General features: G+C 35.6%; 19 protein-coding genes and 1 pseudogene. 9 read left to right on the top strand and 11 right to left on the bottom strand.

Going from position 1 to position 23,238, the window contains the following annotated elements; translation table 11 throughout:
• Positions 1 to 21 precede the first annotated feature (21 nt).
• The 4 genes from ftsH (at position 22) to H5J24_RS21920 (ending at position 4,312) form a co-directional block, all read left to right on the top strand.
• Positions 22 to 2,040 (top strand): ATP-dependent zinc metalloprotease FtsH, encoded by a 2,019-nt coding sequence (ftsH, locus tag H5J24_RS21935; protein WP_068940612.1) that lies wholly within the window; start codon positions 22 to 24, stop codon positions 2,038 to 2,040.
• A gap of 135 nt (positions 2,041 to 2,175) precedes the next feature.
• Positions 2,176 to 2,757: an LUD domain-containing protein gene (locus tag H5J24_RS21930; protein WP_068940610.1), complete on the top strand. Its 582-nt coding sequence runs from the start codon at positions 2,176 to 2,178 to the stop codon at positions 2,755 to 2,757.
• 24 nt (positions 2,758 to 2,781) lie between these two features.
• The gene (locus H5J24_RS21925; RefSeq protein ID WP_068940608.1) at positions 2,782 to 3,654 is read left to right on the top strand and encodes a phosphatidate cytidylyltransferase; all 873 of its coding nucleotides are present in this window, start codon (positions 2,782 to 2,784) and stop codon (positions 3,652 to 3,654) included.
• Positions 3,655 to 3,658: 4 nt separating this feature from the next.
• Positions 3,659 to 4,312 carry a phosphatidylserine decarboxylase family protein gene (locus H5J24_RS21920; protein WP_068940606.1) on the top strand — a complete coding sequence of 218 codons (654 nt, stop codon included), beginning with the start codon at positions 3,659 to 3,661 and terminating at the stop codon, positions 4,310 to 4,312.
• Between the two features lie 152 nt (positions 4,313 to 4,464).
• Here the strand turns inward: H5J24_RS21920 and H5J24_RS21915 are convergent, their stop codons facing one another.
• From H5J24_RS21915 to H5J24_RS21900, 4 genes are all read right to left on the bottom strand, one after another.
• Positions 4,465 to 4,815 (bottom strand): DUF1801 domain-containing protein, encoded by a 351-nt coding sequence (locus H5J24_RS21915; protein ID WP_068940604.1) that lies wholly within the window; start codon positions 4,813 to 4,815, stop codon positions 4,465 to 4,467.
• 21 nt (positions 4,816 to 4,836) lie between these two features.
• On the bottom strand, positions 4,837 to 6,675 hold the full coding sequence (locus tag H5J24_RS21910) for an ABC transporter ATP-binding protein (protein ID WP_068940603.1): 1,839 nt from the start codon (positions 6,673 to 6,675) through the stop codon (positions 4,837 to 4,839).
• Between the two features lie 232 nt (positions 6,676 to 6,907).
• Positions 6,908 to 7,831, bottom strand: coding sequence for a M28 family peptidase (locus tag H5J24_RS21905; protein ID WP_068940601.1), 924 nt, complete (start codon positions 7,829 to 7,831; stop codon positions 6,908 to 6,910).
• A gap of 177 nt (positions 7,832 to 8,008) precedes the next feature.
• A complete protein-coding gene (locus H5J24_RS21900) occupies positions 8,009 to 8,398 on the bottom strand; it encodes a DUF4293 domain-containing protein (protein WP_068940599.1) in 390 nt (129 codons plus the stop codon).
• A 143-nt stretch (positions 8,399 to 8,541) separates the two neighbouring features.
• Here H5J24_RS21900 and rho point away from each other — a divergent pair, with 143 nt between their 5' ends.
• Positions 8,542 to 10,377, top strand: coding sequence for a transcription termination factor Rho (gene rho / locus H5J24_RS21895; protein WP_068940597.1), 1,836 nt, complete (start codon positions 8,542 to 8,544; stop codon positions 10,375 to 10,377).
• A gap of 203 nt (positions 10,378 to 10,580) precedes the next feature.
• Entirely contained in the window at positions 10,581 to 11,177 is a 597-nt protein-coding gene (locus H5J24_RS21890) for a superoxide dismutase (protein WP_068940595.1), read from the top strand.
• Positions 11,178 to 11,246: 69 nt separating this feature from the next.
• Here H5J24_RS21890 and H5J24_RS21885 read toward each other — a convergent pair whose 3' ends face one another.
• The 3 genes from H5J24_RS21885 to H5J24_RS21875 all read right to left on the bottom strand — a co-directional run bounded on the left by H5J24_RS21885 (position 11,247) and on the right by H5J24_RS21875 (position 14,744).
• Entirely contained in the window at positions 11,247 to 12,746 is a 1,500-nt protein-coding gene (locus tag H5J24_RS21885; RefSeq protein ID WP_068940593.1) for a T9SS type A sorting domain-containing protein, read from the bottom strand.
• Between the two features lie 329 nt (positions 12,747 to 13,075).
• Positions 13,076 to 13,495, bottom strand: a complete 420-nt coding sequence (locus tag H5J24_RS21880) for a DUF6146 family protein (RefSeq protein ID WP_068940591.1) — start codon at positions 13,493 to 13,495, stop codon at positions 13,076 to 13,078.
• A gap of 49 nt (positions 13,496 to 13,544) precedes the next feature.
• Complete coding sequence (locus H5J24_RS21875; protein ID WP_068940589.1) at positions 13,545 to 14,744, bottom strand: endonuclease/exonuclease/phosphatase family protein; 1,200 nt, start codon at positions 14,742 to 14,744, stop codon at positions 13,545 to 13,547.
• 413 nt (positions 14,745 to 15,157) lie between these two features.
• Here H5J24_RS21875 and H5J24_RS21870 point away from each other — a divergent pair, with 413 nt between their 5' ends.
• The 3 genes from H5J24_RS21870 to H5J24_RS21860 all read left to right on the top strand — a co-directional run bounded on the left by H5J24_RS21870 (position 15,158) and on the right by H5J24_RS21860 (position 20,675).
• Complete coding sequence (locus H5J24_RS21870) at positions 15,158 to 17,902, top strand: TonB-dependent receptor (protein ID WP_068940587.1); 2,745 nt, start codon at positions 15,158 to 15,160, stop codon at positions 17,900 to 17,902.
• A 151-nt stretch (positions 17,903 to 18,053) separates the two neighbouring features.
• On the top strand, positions 18,054 to 20,075 hold the full coding sequence (locus H5J24_RS21865) for a DUF5689 domain-containing protein (RefSeq protein ID WP_232815862.1): 2,022 nt from the start codon (positions 18,054 to 18,056) through the stop codon (positions 20,073 to 20,075).
• 162 nt (positions 20,076 to 20,237) lie between these two features.
• Positions 20,238 to 20,675 carry a hypothetical protein gene (locus H5J24_RS21860; protein ID WP_141395623.1) on the top strand — a complete coding sequence of 146 codons (438 nt, stop codon included), beginning with the start codon at positions 20,238 to 20,240 and terminating at the stop codon, positions 20,673 to 20,675.
• A gap of 58 nt (positions 20,676 to 20,733) precedes the next feature.
• On the opposite strand, the gene H5J24_RS21855 is transcribed toward H5J24_RS21860, so the two are convergent.
• From H5J24_RS21855 to H5J24_RS21840, 4 genes and pseudogenes are all read right to left on the bottom strand, one after another.
• On the bottom strand, positions 20,734 to 21,204 hold the full coding sequence (locus H5J24_RS21855; protein ID WP_228407579.1) for a DUF6702 family protein: 471 nt from the start codon (positions 21,202 to 21,204) through the stop codon (positions 20,734 to 20,736).
• A 58-nt stretch (positions 21,205 to 21,262) separates the two neighbouring features.
• Positions 21,263 to 22,015: an LOG family protein gene (locus H5J24_RS21850; RefSeq protein WP_082811021.1), complete on the bottom strand. Its 753-nt coding sequence runs from the start codon at positions 22,013 to 22,015 to the stop codon at positions 21,263 to 21,265.
• Positions 22,016 to 22,024: 9 nt separating this feature from the next.
• Positions 22,025 to 22,738: a nucleotidyltransferase family protein gene (locus H5J24_RS21845; RefSeq protein WP_068940580.1), complete on the bottom strand. Its 714-nt coding sequence runs from the start codon at positions 22,736 to 22,738 to the stop codon at positions 22,025 to 22,027.
• A 74-nt stretch (positions 22,739 to 22,812) separates the two neighbouring features.
• Positions 22,813 to 23,228: pseudogene (locus tag H5J24_RS21840) on the bottom strand (RapZ C-terminal domain-containing protein).
• Positions 23,229 to 23,238 lie beyond the last annotated feature (10 nt).

Genomic DNA, 23,238 nt, shown 5'->3' with positions numbered 1-23,238 from the left:
TAAAAATTTTAAAAAGTCTAAATGAATAACAAAGGATTCAATTGGTTCTTTCCTATTGCAATCATAGCTCTTTTGCTTTTCTTTGGTTCCAATTTCCTTGGTGGAGATACAGCAAAAACTATTGATGAGGATGGTTTCTTTAGAGAAATGCAGGCGGGAAAAGTCCAAAATATTATTATATACAAAGACATAGAGAAAGCTGATGTTTTCCTTACCAAAGAAGCAAAGTCAGCAATGGTGAAAACCGGAAAGGAAAATAATCCTTTTTCAGCTTTAGATATGGCTCCAAAAGCAGATTATTCTGTGAAATATGGAGATCTTCAACTTTTCCTTCAGAAATTTGAACAGATCAAAACAACCAATCCGGCTATTAAAACAGCTAAAGATTATGGAACAGGCAAGAGCCCTTTCGCTGATATTCTTATATCTGCTTTAATCTGGATTGCTATTCTGGGATTATTCTACTTCCTTCTTTTCAGAAAGATGGGCGGCGGTGGAGGTCCTGGCGGACAGATCTTCTCTATCGGGAAATCTAAAGCTAAGCTTTTCGATGAAAAAGAAAGAATTCAGGTAACATTTAAAGATGTTGCAGGATTAGAAGGAGCTAAAGAAGAAGTACAGGAAGTAGTAGACTTCTTGAAAAACTCTGAAAAATATACAAAATTAGGAGGTAAAATCCCTAAAGGTGTATTATTGGTAGGCCCTCCGGGAACAGGTAAAACGTTATTGGCGAAAGCTGTAGCAGGAGAAGCTAAAGTGCCATTCTTCTCACTTTCAGGATCTGATTTCGTGGAAATGTTTGTTGGGGTAGGGGCATCAAGAGTAAGAGACCTTTTTGCTCAGGCTAAAGCTAAATCTCCAGCGATCATCTTTATCGATGAGATTGATGCCATCGGACGTGCAAGAGGAAAAAATAATTTCTCTGGCGGGAATGACGAAAGAGAAAATACATTGAACCAGCTTCTTACTGAAATGGACGGTTTCGGTACCGATACGAATGTTATTGTAATGGCTGCGACCAACAGAGCTGATATTCTTGATAAAGCTTTGATGAGAGCAGGACGTTTTGACCGATCTATCTACGTAGACCTTCCGGAACTCCATGAAAGAAGACAGATCTTTGATGTTCACTTAAAGAAAATCAAACTTGATGGGGATGTAGACAGAGAATTCCTTGCTAAACAAACTCCCGGATTCAGTGGGGCGGATATTGCTAACGTTTGTAACGAAGCAGCACTTATTGCAGCAAGAAATAATCATACTTCAGTAACAAAACAAGATTTCCTTGATGCTGTAGACAGAATCATTGGCGGTCTTGAAAAGAAAAATAAAGCTATCAAACCTTCTGAAAAGAGAAGAGTAGCTTATCACGAAGCTGGACACGCTACTATTTCTTGGTTAGTAGAACATGCTTCACCACTTCTAAAAGTAACGATTGTTCCAAGAGGACGTTCATTAGGTGCAGCTTGGTATCTTCCGGAAGAAAGACAGCTTACCACTACTGAACAGATGTTGGATGAAATGTGTGCAACATTAGGAGGTAGAGCAGCTGAGCAGGTGATCTTCAATAATATTTCAACAGGAGCACTTTCCGACTTGGAAACAGTAACGAAGAGAGCACAGGCAATGGTAACGATCTATGGGTTAAGTCCAAATATCGGTAACATTTCCTACTATGACAGTTCAGGTCAGTCTGAATATAATTTCGGAAAACCTTATTCTGAAGAAACGGCTACTAAAATTGATGCAGAGATCAAATCGATTATCGAAAATCAATATGAAAGAGCCATCAGAATTCTTGCAGACAATAAAGACAAGCTGGATGCTTTAGCGAGTAAGCTTTTAGAAAAAGAAGTGATCTTCCGCGAAGACTTAGAGGAAATCTTTGGTAAAAGAGCATGGGATCCAGAATTGACAGAGAAGCCGGTGACCAATACAATCCCTGAAACAGTTCAGCCGGAAGTGTTGGAAACCCCTCAGATTAAAGAAAAAGAGGAAGAAAGCGAAATACAGGCTCCTGAAAGCCCAACACAGCTTTAAAAGCCCTTTAAAATAGGAAATATAAAACCTGACAACTTTAAAATTGTCAGGTTTTTTCATATTTAAGGAGATATTTTGGAATCTATTGTAATTTATTTTCTATTTTTGTATAAAGTTGACTAAAAATAGATTAAGTTGAATTTATTCAAGAGGATTGTAAGCAAACTTACCAACCAGCCTGAGGAAGAGGATAAACAGAGCCTGGAGAAGCTTGGGGATTCGCTAAAAAATGCGGATCTCGACTATAAGTTTGCGCAATTATTTACGCATTCAGGGGGATTTTTTAATTATTGTGCAGATGAAGCGGAGGCTCTACAAACTTTAAATCAAATTATCAAAATAGAAGGTATTCACAATCTTTTCTGTTGGGATAAGGAACTTCAGAACTTCTTAAACGTTGTGAAGTCACCTTATACTTCAGAATTGCAGCCATCCAATGATGCCGCATTTATCACGTGTGAATATCTGATTGCATATGATGGCAGAATTATGCTTTCACATAATAATATTCTTCATTATCATTCTTCAAGGCTTCCGGATAGAATTATCATTATTGCCAATGTTTCACAGATTGTGAATAACCTGAATGATGCTATGGGGAAAATAAAAAGAAACGGAAATATCAAGAACCTAACTTCCATCAGCGGAAGCCAGTCTAAAATGGACAGTTCTTCCAATTCCAATACAAAACTGTTTTTATTGCTGCTTGAAGACTAAGCACCCACTACTAAATTTTAAATTTTGGACAAAAATCTCATTCAAAGAACCGCTTCAGGTCTCATCTATGTAGCCATCATCATTCTTTGTTCGACTCCGCTTGGAGCGCAGCTGATCAACAGTGTTTTTCCTGGCCTTATTCAGCAAGAATATCTTTATTATGGTTTGATAAGTTTCTTATTGGTAGTAGGTACCTGGGAGTGTGTGAAAATAATGAAGTTTGGAAAAGGCTATGAAAAATGGGTTGTATACCCATTAGTCATTTTTATATTTTATATTTTTTCCAAGCGATACTTTCATCATGATTTCTTTTTTGATTTCAGATTGAGCGAAATATTAGCTCTTGCCCTTATTGGGATTGCTGTAGTTACTTTATTTAAGTTTCCTAACGAATTATACTTTGATAGCGGAAAACTGATTTTTACAGTCATTTATGTCGCTCTGCCATTCAGCTTTGCATTAGGATTACCTAAGTTCTCGAGTTATAGCGATAACTTCTCACTGGAAGTTCTTTTTCTTTTTATCCTGATCTGGAGCAGTGATACTTTTGCTTATCTGGTAGGAAAGTTTTTCGGAAAACATAAAATGGCTCCTAAAATTTCACCAAAGAAAACATGGGAAGGGTATGCCGGAGGTGTTGTTTTAACATTGGTTTTATCCTACTTTATTGAGCACTATCAGCCTGAACTGAGAGGAGACTGGATGATGGTAGGATTTTTAGTGGCCGCTTTTGCACCACTGGGAGATTTGGTAGAGAGCCAGCTGAAGAGAAACTTTGGTGTAAAAGACAGTGGAAACATCATTCCAGGGCATGGCGGAGTATTAGATAGACTGGATAGTTTTATTATCTGCGTTCCTGTCGTATATTTGTACTTTATTTTAGAAAAATTTATTTAGTCTCATGAAATTACATAGAGAATCAAAAGGAACGATTACGGTAGCTACAATACTTTTTCTGGTATTGGGAGCTTTAGCCATCTATTTCCTTAAAATATGGTCTTTGTTGATCATCGCACCCTTGTTGGTAATTTACTGTCTTGTATTCTGGTTTTTCAGAGTTCCAAACCGTACTATTCTTGACCACAGAGAGAATGTGATAGCACCGGTTGACGGGAAAGTAGTAATGATCAAAGAAGTGGAAGAAAATGAATTCATGAAGGGGAAGGCCATCCAGGTTTCTATCTTTATGTCTCCATTGAACGTCCACATCTGTAGATATCCGGTAAGCGGAAAAGTGATCTATAAAAAATACCATCCTGGAAAATATCTGGTAGCATGGCATGAGAAGTCATCTACAGAAAATGAAAGAACAACAGTAGCTATTGAAACTGAAACCAATCATAAGGTAGTTTTCAGACAGATTGCGGGATATGTAGCGAGAAGGATTGTGTTCTACTGTAATGAGGGAGATCAGGCAAAAGCTGGGCATGAGTTCGGATTTATCAAATTCGGGTCAAGAATGGATGTATTCCTGCCTTTAGATACCGAAATCATCTGCAAGATCGGAGACATTACCAAAGGAGGTTTAGATGTCATCGCTAAATTAAAAGATTAAGATGTATAATCATCATACCAAGACTGTTCTGAAAAGGACAGTCTTTTTTATTTTTAATTACCAATGATTTGCACGAATATCACTCATAAAAAAAACGGAGATTTTCTCCGTTTTACTTTTTATATATGTTTGAAGGCTATTCTTTTTGCTATCTAAGCCTTAATATATGGCTTTATTTCGTCTAATAAACTTAATATGAACTCCACTGGCAAATCTTCTTCTGCATCAATTAAAAGTATCTTAAACTTCTTTCTTCCATCCTGAGTAAGTTCCGGATAATCCAGTCTGTCACCATGATAAAAACTAAGATAATGTTTCTTATACTTTTTGCTGTAATAAAAGTAGCACAGCATTTTCTTTTTGTATTTGATAAAGGGAAGTCCGAAGCTGAAGGTTTCCGTAATATTTTCTGGATCTGAAGCCAGAATGGTTTCCCGTAAAAAAAGAAGAGTACTTCTTTCAGGCTCTTCGATTCTGTAGAAATACTCTTGTATAGGGTTCATTTTTATAGGATTTAAAAATAATTAGTCAAAATTTTGAAGTTCAACAAGCTTATTGTACATTCCTTTTTTAGCAATAAGATCATGGTGGGTTCCTTGTTCTACGATGGTTCCTTTTTCCATAACTACAATCCAGTCTGCTTTTTGAATGGTTGAAAGTCTGTGAGCAATCACAAGCGAAGTTCTGTTTTCCATCATTTTTTCCAGAGCATCCTGTACAAATCTTTCAGACTCTGTATCTAAAGCTGAAGTAGCTTCATCCAGAATCATAATTGGTGGATTTTTCAGTACCGCTCTTGCAATAGAAACTCTTTGTTTCTGACCTCCGGAAAGTTTGTTTCCATCATCTCCGATATTGGTTTCATATCCTTCAGAAAGCCCAGTAATAAAGTTGTCTGCATTAGCGATTTTAGCTGCTTCAATCACTTCTTCTCTGGTAGCATCAGGCTTACCCATCAGAATATTGTTATAAACAGAATCATTAAATAATACAGATTCCTGGGTTACCATTCCCAGAAGCTGGCGGTATTCCTGTAATTTTAAATGTTTGATATCTACACCGTCAATAAGGATTTGTCCTTCAGAAACATCATAGAATCTTGCTAAAAGGTTAGCAATTGTAGTTTTTCCACTACCACTTTGTCCTACCAATGCAACGGTTTTTCCTTTAGGGATCGTTAAATCAAAGTTTTTAAGGATCAGATTAGCTTTGTCATAGTAGAATCCAATATTCTTGAACTCGATATTTCTGTTCAGTGTTGAGATAGAAACTGGTTCTGCAATTTCTTCAATTTTTACATCAGCATCAAGGATTTCCAGTACTCTTTTAAGAGATGCTTCCCCTTTTTGTACGTTGGAAATAGATGTTGATAAGGTTTTTGCCGGAGGTAAGATTTGGAAGAACATTCCTAAGAATACCAGAAAGCCTGCAGGCGATAAACTTTGGTCAACAATAATTTGTTTTCCTCCATACCATGCAATAATCAGGAAGGTAATAGATCCTAGAAACTCACTCATTGGCGATGCTAATTCTTTCTTTCTTCCCAAACTCATTGAGCTTGAAATCCATCTACCCATAGATTGCATAAAACGGTTATCCATGATCTTCTCCGCATTAAATATCTTAATTACTTTTGAAGATTTCAGGGTTTCATCTACAATAGAGAAAATATTTCCCAATTCATGCTGTGCTTCATGAGAATCTTTTTTAAGGCTTTTCCCAATCAGGGCAATCATTGTTCCCATTACAGGAAGTACCAATAATGAGAAAAGAGTCATTTCCGGGCTTACAATAAATAAAGAGATCAAAGTACTGATCAACATAAAAGGGGCGTTAATTAGCTCAACTAAGCTGCCCAGAATGCTTCCTTCAACCTCTCCCACGTCATTAGACATACGGGACATCATATCTCCTTTTCTACTTTCTGTAAAAAATGACACAGGTAATGATAATATCTTTCTGTACATCGCCCCACGTAGATCTTTGGTAACCCCTACACGGTAATTGATAAGCAGTAATGCTCCTAAATACCTGAAAATGTTTCTTAAAAGGAACATAAAGGCTGTAATGATACACAACCATGCAAGAACTTTTAAAGAACCATGCTCAGCAACCAAAGATTGTATATAGTAAGTGGAATATTCTTTTGCATAAGAGAAGAAGTCGACAATCTCACCGGAATAAATAGGTGCTGTCCCTTGTTTTTCTGATTTGATGGTGCCAAAAAGCATTCCCAAAACAGGTAAAATAGTCCCTAGAGAAGCAATCTGAAATAAAGAATACAGAATGTTGAAAAATAAACTTCCGTAGATATATTTTTGATGAGGCCTCGCGAACCTCAGAATTTTTTTATACTCATTCATTCAATGAAAAATTTGGATAGCAAAATTACGTAAAATTAGAAGATAAGACGTTCTTAATCCAGTTTTACTTTAATGGATAAGTTTTAAAATAAGGTTTTTTGTTACAACAATTTGAAATTAAATAAAATGAGGCGAAAAAGATTATCCATTCAAAAAAATTAAAATAGATCTATTTTTCAGGTATAGAAAAAATAAAACCGCCATATAGACGGTTTTTGTGTAAAATATAGTATTAATTAAAGTTTACCTGATCGTTGTATTCAGGGGCAAAGTTTTTAGGATTTAACTGCTCTAATGTCTTTCCGAAATTATTGATGATCTGGGTCATATTATCAACATCAACAATGTTGATATCATCTTTTACTTGATGATAATGAGTGGCTTTGGTCATATCCACCGTAGAAAATGAATGGGCAATGATCTTCTTTTTCACAAAACTGACATTATCTGAACGATAAAAGAGCTGCTGCTTTGCATAGGGGTCCGCATTGATTTTTAATCCATTTACTGCATAGGTATTAAAAAGTTCATCAAGATCTGAGAAGCCATCCCCAGTCATATACAACGCATTTTTTCCCCATTGAGATTCTGTAGCTACCATTTCAAAATTGAAAAGAGCTGTCATATTACGATAGATTTTGTCAAGATTTTTATCCTCAGAGATAGCCTTTGATCCCAGCATTCCTTTTTCTTCTCCATTGAAGGCCATGAAAGCCATAGAAAACTCAGGCTCCTTATCTTTGAAATAATCTGCGATACCTACCAATGTGGTAATTCCGCTGGCGTCATCATCGGCACCATTATAAATATTGTCTCCACTTTTGTTGTTGGTTCCTATATGATCAAAATGTCCTGAAAAGCCAAGAGTTTTATCAGATTTACCTTTCTTTATACCACAAACATTGTAAGCTGTTTTGCCTTTATAATCAAAAGGAATCAGGTATGAACTTCCTGTACAGTATTTAAGATTGTTTTCTTTGAAAAGAGCGGCAATATAATTAGCTGCATTTTCATTTTCCGGAGTTCCTATTTCGCGGCCTTTCATTTCATCAGATGCCAAAGTGGAAATGACGGTTTTTACTCTTTCTTTTGAAATTTCCTGTGCAAAAACGGATATAGAGAATAGTGATAAAGTAAGATACGTTAGCTTTTTCATAGTCTTTAATTAAAATTTTTAGAATCTGTCGTATTTCAGATTGAAATGTTGCAGGAAAGTTACATAAATTAATTGATCTTAGCAGATTGTCAGGGAGAATAGCAGAATTTAGATCAATATCCATAAAAAAACAGCTCCTAAAAAGGAACTGTTCTCACTCAAAAAATCGTTGTAAGGTTATCGAAGTCTGTCTACAGATTTCACGAGCCTCTCATCTTTACGGATGTATACATTTGCCATAAGCAGACATATCACCGCGATTAATGGGAAAATCGGCTCAATACCCTTCTCAGGAAATTGAATTCCTCCGGATAAGCTTAGCAGCCAGTACGCCAATACACCAATCAACAAAACGTTTATAATGATGCTGATCGTATTCAGCAAAATTTGTCTTTTTCTGTTTTTAAAACTAAAAATACTTAATGATCCAATAATAACAAGGATAATACATCCTATATTAAGTACAGGAATACTATCTGAAATCACAACATCCTGTCCCGTTATAAAAAGGAAAACAGCAGCTAAAACTGCTAGTAAAGTCCATATAGTTTGTATTCTCTGTAGCATTGAATATTAAAATCTAGGCAAAAATAATATAAATTTTGCACAATTCAAAAATAAGTGTAGATTTGCATTATACAATGTACTTGAAAACAAAAGTCACCGGACTTACTTTTCTTACTCACAATTAATTACATTTTTACATAAATATGTTTAACATAGAAACGTTAAGGTCAAAATCCGTAACGGAACTGACTAAAATCTTAAAGGATTTGGGCGTTAAAGTTGCTAGAACTAGCAATGAAAATGACAAAATCTTTGCAATTCTTGACTTTCAGGCTTCCAATCCTAAAGTAGCAAAAGATTATTTCAACGCCACGGAAACCAGCGCCACTACTGAAGAAGCTCCAGCAGAAAAAACTGCAAAGGCTCCTGTAAGAAAAGCTGCTCCCAAAAAAGCCCCGGCAACAAAGCCTAAGGCAGCTGCTAAAGCCCCGGCAGAACCAGAAGCAGAGGAAAAAGTAGAAGAGAAGACGCCGGTTGCTGAAGAAGTAAAAGTAGAAGAGCCCAAAGCTGAAACAATAGCAGTAGCAACCACAAATGAAGAAGCATCTGCCGCGAATTCAGCTAAGAAAAAAAGAAAAAGAGTTTCTCCTACCAATACAGGAAATACAGAAAACACTCAGGAGAAATCAGAAGCTCCTAAAAACACAGAACCTCAAGAGCCTGCCCAGGCGGAAGAAAAGCCTCACAATACCCCTCAACAACAGGCTAACAGACCTCAAAAAGGACACAATCACCCGCAAAACAGCGGAAACCAACATAAAAATCAAAACCAGCACCAGCATCAAAACCAACACCAAAATCAGAATCAAAACAGACATTCTGAAAAGGCAGAGGAACAGCATGACCATAAAAAAGAATTCAGTTTCGATGGAATGGTAAGCATTGAAGGGGTGTTGGAAATATTACCTGATAACTACGGATTTTTACGTTCGTCAGACTTCAGTTATATTTCTTCTCCTGATGATGTGTATGTTTCTACAGCACAGATCAGAAATTATGGATTAAAAACAGGAGATACCGTTAAAGGAATTGTAAGATTACCGAAAGAAGGTGAAAAGTACTTTTCTTTATTAAAACCTACAGAAGTCAACGGACGTGACCTTGCATTTATTAAGGATCGTGTTGCATTTGAATATCTTACTCCACTTTTCCCTGAAGAGAAATTTAATCTTGCAGGAAGTGAGTCTACGATTTCGACAAGAATTGTAGATTTATTTGCACCAATCGGAAAAGGGCAGAGAGCAATGATTGTTGCACAGCCTAAAACAGGTAAGACCATGTTGCTTAAAGATATTGCTAATTCTATTGCGGCTAATCACCCGGAAGTATACATGATGGTTCTTCTGATTGATGAGCGTCCGGAAGAGGTTACTGATATGGAAAGAAGCGTAAATGCAGAAGTTATTGCCTCTACATTTGATGAAGCTGCAGAAAAACATGTGAAGGTAGCTAACCTTGTTCTTGCAAAAGCTCAGAGAATGGTTGAATGTGGACACGATGTAGTGATCCTATTAGACTCAATCACGAGATTAGCAAGGGCCTATAATACAGTAACTCCTGCATCAGGTAAAGTTCTTTCCGGTGGGGTAGATGCCAATGCACTTCACAAACCAAAAAGATTCTTTGGTGCAGCCAGAAAAATTGAAGGGGGTGGTTCTTTAACGATTATTGCTACTGCATTAATTGATACTGGTTCTAAAATGGACGAGGTTATCTTTGAAGAATTTAAAGGTACGGGTAACATGGAACTTCAGCTAGACAGAAAAATTGCTAACAGAAGAATTTATCCTGCTATTGATTTGATTTCTTCAAGTACCCGTAGAGATGATCTTCTTCTGGATGAAGTAACTTCTCAGAGAATGTGGATTTTTAGAAAATACCTTTCTGAAATGAATCCTGTGGAAGCCATGGAATTTGTGAATAAAAACATCAAAGGAACTCTTAATAATGAAGAATTCCTGATGTCTATGAATAAATAAATTTAATATTGTTAAATAGAAAGCACGGGTCCTTGGGATTCGTGCTTTTTAGTTTAATAATTTGTACTTTGAAAAAATATTTTAAAACTTAATTCATTCTAAATCAATATATCAATGTTAAAGATTTATTAAAGTAATCCCCAATCTTTGATAATACCTTAAATATTGGCTAATTTTGAAGTATAACATTAAAAATAAAGATTATGTCATTTGAATTACCAAAATTAGGATATGCATACGATGCATTAGAACCTACGATCGATGCAAGAACTATGGAAATCCACTATACGAAGCACCACCAAGCGTATATTGACAATTTAAATAAAGCAATCGAAGGAACTGATCTAGCAGGAAAAACTATTGAAGAGATCTGCCAGACAGGAACTGACAAGCCAGCTGTAAGAAACAATGGCGGTGGGCACTTTAACCACTCTTTATTCTGGGAAATTTTGACTCCTGGTGGAAGCAAGGAGCCGGTAGGAAATGTAAAAGCTGCTATCGAAAATTATGGTGGTCTTGAAAAATTCAAAAATGATTTTTCGGAGGCTGCTAAAACAAGATTCGGTTCAGGATGGGCTTGGTTAGTAAAAAATGCTGACGGTTCTGTATCTGTTTCTTCTACACCAAATCAGGATAACCCATTAATGCCTGTTGCAGACGTTAAAGGAACTCCAGTGTTAGGATTAGATGTTTGGGAGCATGCATATTACCTAAACTACCAAAACAGAAGACCTGACTATGTTTCTGCATTCTTTTCTGTAGTAAACTGGGATAAAGTAGAAGAATTATTCAACAAATAATTTTCAGCTATTATAAAAATAAAAGGTTCAGAATTATCTGAACCTTTTTTAGTTGGATATTTTTAAAACTTATCTTTTTATTATTTTCTGTGTGAATGCTTCGTTACCTGAATTTACTTTTACAATGTATGTATTGGATGGTAATGAATGAATATCAACAGCTATTTCTTTTTCGTTGCTAAATGGTCTTTCAAAGACAACTTTACCATTGATATCATTGACTTGTAATGATCCTGAACGTACTTTGTCAAGTAATACTACAAACACTCCATTATTAGGATTCGGTGAAATCTGAATATTTTTCTGCTGAACTTTTTCTTTAAGCATTGATTTTGTGTTGTTAGGATCAGCATTAAGATCAATACGGTAATCCTTATCTTGTGGTCTTGCAAATTTAGCTGCAGGATTGGAAACATTTGTGTTAATACGCACATTATCACAGTACATAAAATCGTAAGGAGAAGTAATGCTGTTTTCAGCATGAATTCCATCATTATTACCACCAAGAGAATAAACAAGCTCAATAATGAATTTGTACTGCCCTGAAGGTGGATTGGTAAGATCTGCCTGGTTTACATTAAATTCAAACTCATTAGGATTAGGGAAATTAACTGTTGCAGATGTTGGATAAACGGCACTTGTTGCGATATCTAAGAGCGATAGTTGAAAATTTACAATGCTTGCTCCTTGTGGAATCGCGTAATTTCCATTGATATGTAATGGGAAACTTACAGGGAGTTTACATGAACGAGCTTGATAGGAAAAATCTACATAAGCTGTGTTCATTTTGCAAACATCATTACTTAATGAGGATATTTCAGTACTTGTTAAGGTAAAGTTGGTTTTATTCAGGTAAAATCTAGGAAGAAGATTATGATCCGGATCATCATTGTATTGTTCAATATTTCCTGTATATGATCCTCCACGGCTCGCAATGTTGGCCGCTGCTTCTATATAAGGCGAATAATCGCTGACATGCACCACAATAAATTTAGCATTTCTATCCATCTTAAACTTTGTAAAGGCTGCAAAAGCATTATCTTCATGTAATCCGTTCGGAGGATTAAAGTTTACCAAATAAGAACCATTGCTCAGGCTGCCATTAGCTCTCTCCGCATCAGAGAATAAGATGATTACTAATGGTCTTTCACGGTGCTTATCCAATGATTTCTGTGGACTTACGATATCAGGATGAGGGTAATGATCAAGTGCAGATCCTATTAAGCTAACAGCATCATGAAAGTGATCGCCATTTCCTAATCTTCTTGAAAATGTTTGAGCAGTTGCTAAATCATTGGTGAAGTTAGATTCTATGTAGATTCTAGGGACAGAAGGGCTCATTCCAGGGAAATCTGTTCCATAATGTACTACAGAAACCCTATTATTCCGGTTGCATTTTAAAATCTCTTCCATGAGTTTTCTTGTGGAAACAGTCATTTGATTGAAGGCTACGTCACTTATAGAACCACTGTTATCCAGACAAAAAATAATATCACTTCCTGTTTGTGAATAGAATGGTGTCCACGATAGTAGAATTGAAAGCAGAATAAGTTTAATTGTATTTCTCATATTTCATTGTTTTTAGAAGTGTTAATATGAGGTTGGATTAAATAGTTTATCTGAGAGTTTGCTATGAACAGGAAAGGTCTGTAGGGTAGAAGATAGCATGGCTGAACAGCATGCTGTACAAGATGTTTTTTTCATGGTTTTAAATTTTGTTTATGGTTATTGTTCACTGAAAAATTAAAAATCAGTGATATACAAATATATTAAAACCTGAATAAAAGATTGAAAATATTTTATTAAATTAAATAATTATAGTATTTATTTTTGATTTTATTTCAAAAATAATATTTTTATTAAGTTTTACTTAATATGGAGCGGTTGTGGCTATCTCCTTACCTTGCTTCACTTCCGGATAAACCGTTCATCTTTAATCCGTATTTCCAGTTTACGTATGCAAATACCTGGTAAAGCTTGTATTCAAATTTTATCCCGTAATTTTCCCTTGGATTATAATCTATTCCGGATTCTATAATATTTCTATATTTTCCAGTGCTGTAATAGCTATTCCATTCATTCACAAGAAATGAATTTTTTGTTTTCAGAAAAGATTCTGAATATTGGCTCATAGGTTTGGCAACAGCATTAAGAAAATAATCAAATTGGGTATCCATAACAGTAAGATCCCATTCTCCATCTTCATTTTTAGACGGTTTCATTTCATGCTGTTCTTTATCCTTTTTAGGTGTACTTTGCTGTGAAAGGCAGCTGAAAGGGATAAAGGCAATAAAGAATAATAAGATAAGATTTTTCATGATTTTATTATTTATAAAAAAAGCACTCCAATAAGAGTGCCTTTCTGTATTATTTTTTAATATATTCTTTCTGAACTACAGAAACTGCAGGGAAGTGATCACTATATCCACCAGTGAATCGGTCTCCATCCCAAGAACGTAATGGATATCCTTTCCATTGTCCTTCTTTATTAACAAGGTAAGGCGGAGCATAAATCTCTGCTTTAAAGATCGTATAAGTAGGCGTTATTTTTTCTGGAGAATAAAGATTTCTGGATACTATAATCTGGTCAAACAAGTTCGGAGCATCTCTGTAAGCAAGGGAAGCTACACCAGCTTTATATAGTTTATACATTAAGTTATAATAAGGAGTCTTATCAGATAATTCGCTTGGATCACCCACAGCGGCCAAATGTTTCTTTAAACTCGGGCTTACCGGATCGTCATTATAGTCACCCATTGAGAATAATTTGATACCCGGATTTTCAGCCGTTACTTTGTCCATTTCTTCCTTCAATACAGTAGCTGCTGTATTTCTTTTAGCAAGAGAAATAGCTTCTCCACCTCTTCTTGATGGCCAGTGATTCATGAAAATTCCTACTTTTTCTCCATCTAATAATCCGATAGCAATTACAATATCTCTGGTATATTCTCTTTTTCCGTTTTCATCATAAATCTTAATTTCTTTTTTATATGAATCTAAAACAGAAAATCTTCCTTTCTGATAAATAATGGCTACATCAATTCCTCTGGAATCATAAGAATTGAAATGTACAATACCATAGTTGCTTTTTGCCAAAGCAGGCTGTTTGATAAGATCTTCAATAACCTGTCTGTTTTCTACCTCGATCAATCCGCAGATGACAGGATTATCATTGGTATATTGCCTTCCAAGCTCAGAAATAACCTTAGCTTCATTGGCCAGCTTTTGGTTATAATATTTTGTTCCCCATCTCTTTGGGCTGTTGGCAGTAAAGTCTTCAGATAAAAACTGTTTTCTGATTACTTTTTTTCCAATCAAAAGATCATCACTCCATTCTCCTTTGTAATCTTCTGTAGTTTCAAGATATTTAAGAGAATCTACCGGTACACTTCTGTGAAATTTGGGATTAGAACGTGGTAATGTTCCGTCAATATAATCAGCAGAAGGAATGGTATCCCAAAGGTTTTCAACGTTCAGGAATGCGACAGCAGCTCTCTTTACCTGCTTCTGTTGTGAGAAAGCAGAACCAAAGCAAAATAGGGCGGCCATGATTAAATATTTTTTCATATTCTTAGTATATTCAAAAAATTGAGGGGTAAAATTACTAATTTTATATAAGAATAAAGATTAAAATGATCTGAGTTTAATTTAACAAAAGGTTAAGACTGAGTTGGAAAGTCTGGAAAAAATGGATTATTCTTCATTATTTTGATATTGGAAACTCCTATTTATTATTTAAATAATGCTAAAGAATAAGCTGTTTGTTTGGGATTAAAAATATCCAATTATGATTGTTAAACACTTTTCCTAACATCTGCGACTCTTTTTTGTGATTGATTAAAATTCGGGCATATTTTTAGGATAATGAATGGAGGTTAAGAAAAATTAATAGAATAAATAGCTATAAATGTTTGAGTTAATGAAAATAGTACTAAATTTGTTGCCCCTTAAATAAAGAAGGAGTTAAAAATAAGTTTATTATGATTAAAAAACTATCCCTAATCTCTTTGTTTACTTTAATGCCTGCCTCTTTTTATTTTGCGCAAACTACTGTTTTTGCGTATGTTAAGGATCAGGATGGTAAACCTTTAGAGAAAGCAGAAGTAGATCTAGCACAGTCCACTGATGACACATCTGTGGATAAAATTGGATACTTCCAGTTTGTGGATTTAAAACCTGGCCACTATCTTATCACAGTGACAAAACCAAATTTTGAGTCTAAAATCTTAGAGTTTGATGTAACTGCAGATGAGAAGAAAAAAGATTTAGGTGTTATTACACTTAATTACAACTTAGGATCAGACGCAGGAGTAATAGTTATTGACGACTCAGCAAGTGATGCCGAAGATGGAGGCTCTTCAATGCAGCCTACTGTAGGACTTTTAAGCTCAGGAAGAGATGCTTTCCAAAATGTTTCCGCTTTTGAACTTGGTGCTTACTGGTTCAGACCAAGAGGAGTAGACAACAGATTCGAGGATGTACTTTTTAATGGGGTATCCATGTCTAAAAATGATGACGGGAGAATTGACTTCAACAACTGGGGCGGACTGAATGATGTAACAAGATATCCATATGAAAATGTAGATAACATCACTCCTTCAGAATATACTTTTGGTAATTTAGGGGGTGTTGTATATTATAATACGAGAGCATCCAGTTATAGAAAACAAACTTCATTAGCTTATTCATTTACTAATAGAAGTTACCTGCACAGAGCAATGGCTACTTACTCTTCCGGACTTACAAAAGATGGATGGGCGTTTACTTTCTCAGGAAGCAGAAGATGGGGGGATAGAGCGATCATTGATGGGGTATATCAGGATGCTTACGCTTACTTTGCCTCTATTGAAAAGAAATTCAGTGACAGACACTCGATTAATTTAACGGCTTTTGGTTCTCCTACTTACAGGGCTTCTAATGCTCCGAATACTCAGGAAGTGTATGATATCATGGGTAAAAATTACAACTCATATTGGGGTTGGCAGGATGGAGAGAAAAGAAACTCCAGAATCAGAAACGTTTTTGAACCAATGTTTATCTTAACAGACTATCTGAAAATTGGTAAAAACTCAAACTGGACAAACACTGTTTCTTATCAGTTTGGTAGCGATGCAAGAAGCAGGTTAGACTGGTTCCATGCCGCAGATCCAAACCCTACTTATTATAGAAAACTTCCAAGCTTTGGTACTTATACTGCTGATGAATTCAGACAGCAGGCCCAGATTGATTGGAATGCCCTATATAGTGCAAACCGTCTTAATCTTACCAATATGGATGGTACGGCAAGAGGTGCTGTATATACCATTGTAGAAGACGTAAATAAAGATAAAACTTTAAATTTATCTTCTCACTTTGATACAAGATTAAAAGATAACTGGAAGTTAAACATTAACTTCAATTATCAGAACTTGAAATCTGACAATTTCAGAAGAGTTAAAGATTTATTAGGAGCTAATTTTGCTTACAACCTGAATGCATTCAACGGAGATGCTAGATACGATGCAGACAATAATGATGTAACAGTAAGAAAAGGAGACAGAACTCAATATTCTTATGAATTGACAAGAAATCATTACTCATTGAACATTTCATCTGAGATCGACTTCAATAAGTGGAATTTTGTGGCTTCCATCTTCTCTTCTTATTCAGAAGCTTACAGAGAAGGTAACTTCAGAAGCGGTCTTGCAAGATTTAGAGATAATTCTAAAGGGAAAAGTGCAGTGTATGATGCATTAGATGCAGGGATCAAAGGTAAAATTACCTATAAAATCAACGGTAAAAACTTTATCGTTTACAACGGAGCATTCTTTAGTTTAGCACCTACTCTTAATGAGATCTATATCAATCCAAGAATGGTTGATTACTTAACTCCTGGTGTTACTAACCAGATGATCAATTCAAATGATTTAAGTTATATCTTGAGAGGACAGATCTTAAAATTAAGATTATCTGCTTATTATACAACGATTCAAAATTCTACTGAGATTTCCAGATATTATGCTGATGTAAATGATGGGGAATTAGGAAACTCATTCAGTACATTGGTTAATGAGGCAATGAGTGGTGTGAACAAGAGATATATGGGGCTTGAATTAGGTTTCGATGTTAAAGTAACGCCAACTTTAAGTGCTGTGGGGGTAGCAAGTGTAGGTGAATATAAATATACAAACAATCCTGAGGTTTCTACTTTTGATGACCTTAACGGGTTCAGAGGAACTGATTTCTGGGGTAAAGCAAATGTTAAAGACTACAAAGTAGCGGGTACTCCTCAAAAAGCATTCTCATTCGGGTTAAAGTATAACTCTCCAAAATATTGGTGGGTAGGAGCTTCTGCCAATTATCTGATGGATCAGTATCTTGATTTCTCAGCTTTGAACAAGACTCCTTATATGTATACGGACAGACAGACCAATGATCCTTTCCCAGGAGTAACTCCAGAATTAATTGAGCAGATTACAAAGCAGAAGAAATTTGATAATCAGTTCATGTTAAATGCTAACGCTGGTAAATCTTTCCAGTTTGGTAAATACAGAATGGGAATCAGTGTATCTGTAAATAATATCTTGAATAACAGAGATTATGTAACCGGAGGATTCGAACAAGGAAGAAATGTAAACTTTGCTGATGCCCTTGCTGATTCTCAAAGAGCAACCCCTTATTTCGGACCAAAACTTTGGTATGACAGAGGAAGAACGTTCTTTACTAATGTTTATTTAAGATTCTAATAACAACTACAATGAAAAAATATAATTCAATTTTAAGATCTATTTTCGTTGCAGCTGCCTCTCTGTTTGTTGTAACGGGATGTGTGCACGATGATAAATACGACCAGCCTAATCTTGATGGATACGACTGTGCCGACAAAAAGGTATTGTAGTGCCATTTGCAGATGTAAAAGCAAAATATGTTCCTAACGGAGATACCTACGTTTTCCCTGAAGATAAAACTCCAAATGATGAATCTGATGATTTATATATGGTAGGTTATGTTTCTTCAAGTGATGAAACAGGGAATATCTATAAGACTATTTATATTCAGGATGCCCTTGAAAACCCCACACATGGTTTTACAATCAGTGTAGATGCGGTAAGTACTTATACAAGATACCCTCAGGGATCTAAAGTGTATGTTAAGCTTAATGGACTTGCTGTGGGTAACTATGGATCTCTTGTGCAGCTTGGTATAAAAGTAGGAACAGAATCTAAAGGATCCGTATCAAGAATTCCTGAAAAGCTTGTTGCAAAACAAATCTTCAGATCTTGTGCTCCAAAAGGGAAAATAGTACCTAAGATTATGAAATTAGCTGATATGGTAGCAGCAAATGATCAGTATTTCGGATGTCTTATTCAGGTTAATGATGTAGAATTTGATGCAAGAGCATTGTGTACTACTTATGCACCAAGTGGAGTAACAGTAGATAAAACTATTGGAGAAGGATGGGCAGGAGGAAAATATGCAAAAACTGCGGTGGTAAGAAATAGTGGTTTTGCTTCATTTGCAAGTCAGTTACTTCCTTCAGGGAAAGGAAAATTTGTGGGGATTTATAGTAAATTCCAATCAGGATCTACTACTACCTATCAATTATATGTAAATAAGCCTGAAGATCTTGAAATGAAGACTTTCCCTCGTTTAGATGGTCTTACAGAAGGTCCTTGTGATTTCAACCCAAGTTCTCTTACAGCTAAAACGGTTGCTGATGTGAAGCAATTGGCTGCCGGAACTACAAACTGGGTACAGATTACAGGAGATTATTACCTTAAAGCTCAGGTAGTCGCTAACGATGAATCAGGAAATCTTTACAAATATGTTTATGTAGAAGATGCAACAGGAGGAATCAGAGTGAATATGAACAAAACAAATCTGTATCTTGACAGCAGATTCAGATTAGGTAAAGATGTAAATATTAAACTTAAAAATCTTTACGTAAGAAGTGTCAATGGAGAGATTCAGTTAGGAGCCTTATTCAATAACAATACACAGTTTGGACAAATTGAAGAAGTAGAAATGTATAAATATTTCTTCGATAGTAATACAGCGGCAAGATCAGTTGTTCCTACAGAAAAAACAATTTCCCAGTTAACGATGGCTGATGTTGGAAGATGGATTAAAATCAAAGACGTTGAGTTTGTGAAAGGAGATTTAGGAAGAACATTAACTGACGGTAATAATGTTACCAGCAGAACTCTTGAAGATTGCTCAGGTAATACGGTTGTTTTAAGAACAAGCGGCCAGGCAAGTTTCGGTAATGTAAAGCCAGGAGGCTATGAAGTAAAAGGTGGGAAAGGTGATGTATACGCAGTTTTAAGTGTTTTCAACGGAACATACCAGTTATGGATTACCAGATTAGCTAATATCGACTTTGATGCTCCAAGATGTGATGGAAGTGTGTATGTTCCAATTCCTGTTGTATATAGTGATGACTTCGCAGCAGGTGGATTCAGCGCAGACTGGACTCCCGTAAATAAAGTGGGGCCAAACCAATTCTGGCAAACATCTAACCAAGGAAACGGAATTAATTATTATGCTATGATGAATGGTAATGCTGGTGGAGCTAATAATAACTTTGCGAACGAAGATTGGTTAATCTCTAAAGCGGTAAGTTTAGCAGGTAAAACGAAGGCAGCGGTAAGTTTCACAACAGACGTAAGATATTCAGGAAATGCACTACAGGTTTATGCTACTGATAACTATACTGGAGATGTTGCTACAACCAACTGGACATTGCTTCCTGCAACCTTAGATACCAATTCAGGAGCATTCGGTGATTGGGTTGGTTCAGGGAATATAGACTTAAGTGCTTTCTTAGGTAAAAACGTAAGAATCGCATTTAAATATACTTCTACAACTTCTGCAGCAGCAACATGGGAAGTAGATGATTTTAAAATAAAAGCACAATAATCACTATTGTTTTATAAAGTAAAAAGCCAGCTTGAAAGAGCTGGCTTTTTTATGTTATAATGAGAGGATTCTATAGCTGCTATTTATATTTCTTGTATTTTAGTAATAAATAGATCCTTATCAAAATATATCAATAGCTATATGATAAATAATAGGACAAGTATGATCATAGCATTTGTATGCTTTTTAGGATGGATTTTTTACATCTATAAATTTGTCTACATAGGCCCACCCAAAGAGGACCTACTTAAAAACACAAAGTATACTATAGGAAAAGTAACATCTGAATATTATAATGCAAAACCAAACGGATACGGATATGATTATAGATTTAAATATGGATCAGAAGTAAGGAAAGGTCATCGCAATGGGGAATTTAGATTAGGAAGGCGGTATCTTGTAGCCTATGATTCTACTACTATTAAGAATGGCTATGTAATACTAGATCAATTTGATGTAACAGATTCTCTTGCAAAATACCAGATTGAGGAAAAATATGGAGATTATCCACAAAATTGGTCTCTAGAAAAAATACCTTTTCAGTATGATAAAAGTGATATTGAATATGAAGTAAGAATGTACGTGATGAGCAGGCAATAAGTCTAAAAATAAAAAACCACCGCATTGGCAGTGGTTTTTATATTACAAAATTATTTATCTAAAAAGAAACCTCATTCACTTCTTTTCCTCGTTGGAAGTTCATCATTTTCTGGCTGCCTTTGTAGGCAATACTCACCAGGTTGATTTGCTTCGGAAAGGAGCTTAAAAGGATCGTATTTTTAATCTTTAAGGTATTGATATCCGAAACCCCTCCGGTCTCAAAATATACCCATACAGTTTCTCCGCTGATCTGACTTCCCGTGAAGGTAATTGTTTTGGGAGCACCATTGACAAACACATCAAAATTATTGTTCACATATTTTTTCACCTCGGCTTCAAATCCTGCTGTGTTAGGATTGATTTTAATAGCGTCAGAGATATGGCTTGTATTCATTTTTGTGGTAAACTTCAATGTCTTGCTTCCATCAATATAATCCACTTTGGTCATTGAAGAGAAAAAGTCTACATACATAAAACTCATTAACACAAAAAATGTTAAAATTCCTGATATATATAAAAGTTTTTTCATCTTAATTAATAGATTTACAATCATAGTTGCTAGTTATAGTTCACAAATAATATGCCAATTAAAAATTTACATTCACAGAATACTTGTCGTAAAATGCTTTAATATGCGCTACTGCCTCATCAGCGGTGTCTACCACACGGTAAAGGTCAAGATCATCTTCTAAAATCATTCCTTCTTTTACCAGAGTAGTTTTGAACCAGTCTAATAATCCACTCCAGAATTCACTTCCTACCAATACGATCGGGAATTTACCGATTTTATTGGTTTGAATTAAAGTTAAAGCTTCAGTGAGTTCATCCAATGTTCCGAAACCTCCGGGCATTACTACGAATCCCTGGGAATATTTTACAAACATTACTTTTCTTACGAAAAAGTAATCGAAGTTCATGGAGTAGGACTTGTTGATATAAGGATTGAAATGCTGCTCAAAAGGCAGGTCAATATTAAGTCCTATTGATCTTCCTTTGGCATTAAATGCCCCTTTATTCCCGGCTTCCATAATTCCCGGGCCTCCACCTGTAATAATTCCGAAACCCAGTTTTGTGATTTTTTCGGCAATTTCTACAGCCATTTCATAGTATTTATTTTCCGGTTTCAGGCGTGCTGAACCAAATATAGATACACATGGACCTATTTTTGCCAATTTTTCATAACCATCTACAAATTCAGCCATAATCTTGAAGACCATCCAGCTGTCTTTAGTGATGGTTTCATCCCAGGTTTTTTGTCTAAGACTATTATGCAGCTTTGTTTCGTTACTATCGAATTCAGGATTCACTAAACTTTCATCCCTGGTTCCATCCATTCCCATTGGTAAAATTTATTTAAAATGTTTCTCGGCTTCTATTACAGATTCTGGTCTTCCAACATCTATAAGAATGCTGTCATGCAGGAAACCATGTATATGCTCGGTCTGCATCAGATCCAGATATTCTTCCATAACAGAGAATTTGCCTTTTCTTTTTATTTTTTCAAAGATGGCAGGATTGATACAGTGAACTCCACTGAAGGCAAGAGCCTTAAATCCTTTATTAAATTCTGCCAGTCTCTGTTCACCTGTCTGTACATTCAGCCAGCCTCTTAATACTAAATCATCATTGAAAAGGAGCTTTCTCGAGCTTTCACGGTCCGATACTGCTAAAGTAGCAAAATCTTTTATTTTTTTGTGGTATTCTACCAATGCATTAATATTGAGGTCAGTTAAAATATCAGCATTTAAAATTAAAAAATCTTCTCCATGATCTAGAAATCTTCTGGCAAAAATCAAGCCGCCTCCGGTTTCCAATAGCTCATTGGTCTCATCAGAGATTTCAATCTTACAGCCGAAGTTATCATTTTTATTTAGAAAATCAACAATCTGATCTCCAAAATGATGAATATTAATCACGAAATCTTTTATTCCATATCCTTTTAGATAATTGATATTTCTTTCCAAAAGAGGAATACCATTCACCTGAGCCAAAGCTTTAGGATGGTGATCTGTAAATGGCTTAAGCCTGGTGCCTTTCCCGGCGGCAAAAATAAGAGCCTTCATAATAATATGAGTAATGAGTGATAAGTAATGAGTAATTTAATGGATTCAGTAAGTAAAATATTACTGATTGCTCATTAATCATTACTGATGTTCAGTTGTGGTTGTTCGTCGTGATGAATGGTTACTTCTGTTCCGTTAGGATACTTTTCTTTGATAAATTCTGCGATTTTGATAGCAGAATATACAGATCTGTGTTGCCCGCCGGTACATCCGAAATTGATCTGAAGATTTTCAAATCCTCTTGCCAGATAATCATCGATATTAATAGATACCAGAGACTTTATCAGTTCCAGAAACTTAGGCATTTCAGTTTTGGTCTCAAGGTATTCCTGTACACCGATATCATTTCCGGTCTGGCTTTTATATTCTTCAATTCTTCCGGGATTTAAAATTCCTCTGCAGTCAAAGGCAAAACCGCCTCCGTTTCCTGATTGATCTTTTGGAATTCCTCCTTTTTTGTATGAAAACTGTGGATGTCGATGTGTAGCATTTTCTTCTTT

This window comes from Chryseobacterium capnotolerans, assembly GCF_021278965.1.
GTDB lineage: Bacteria > Bacteroidota > Bacteroidia > Flavobacteriales > Weeksellaceae > Chryseobacterium > Chryseobacterium capnotolerans.
This window is presented reverse-complemented; position numbering and strand designations above follow the sequence as displayed.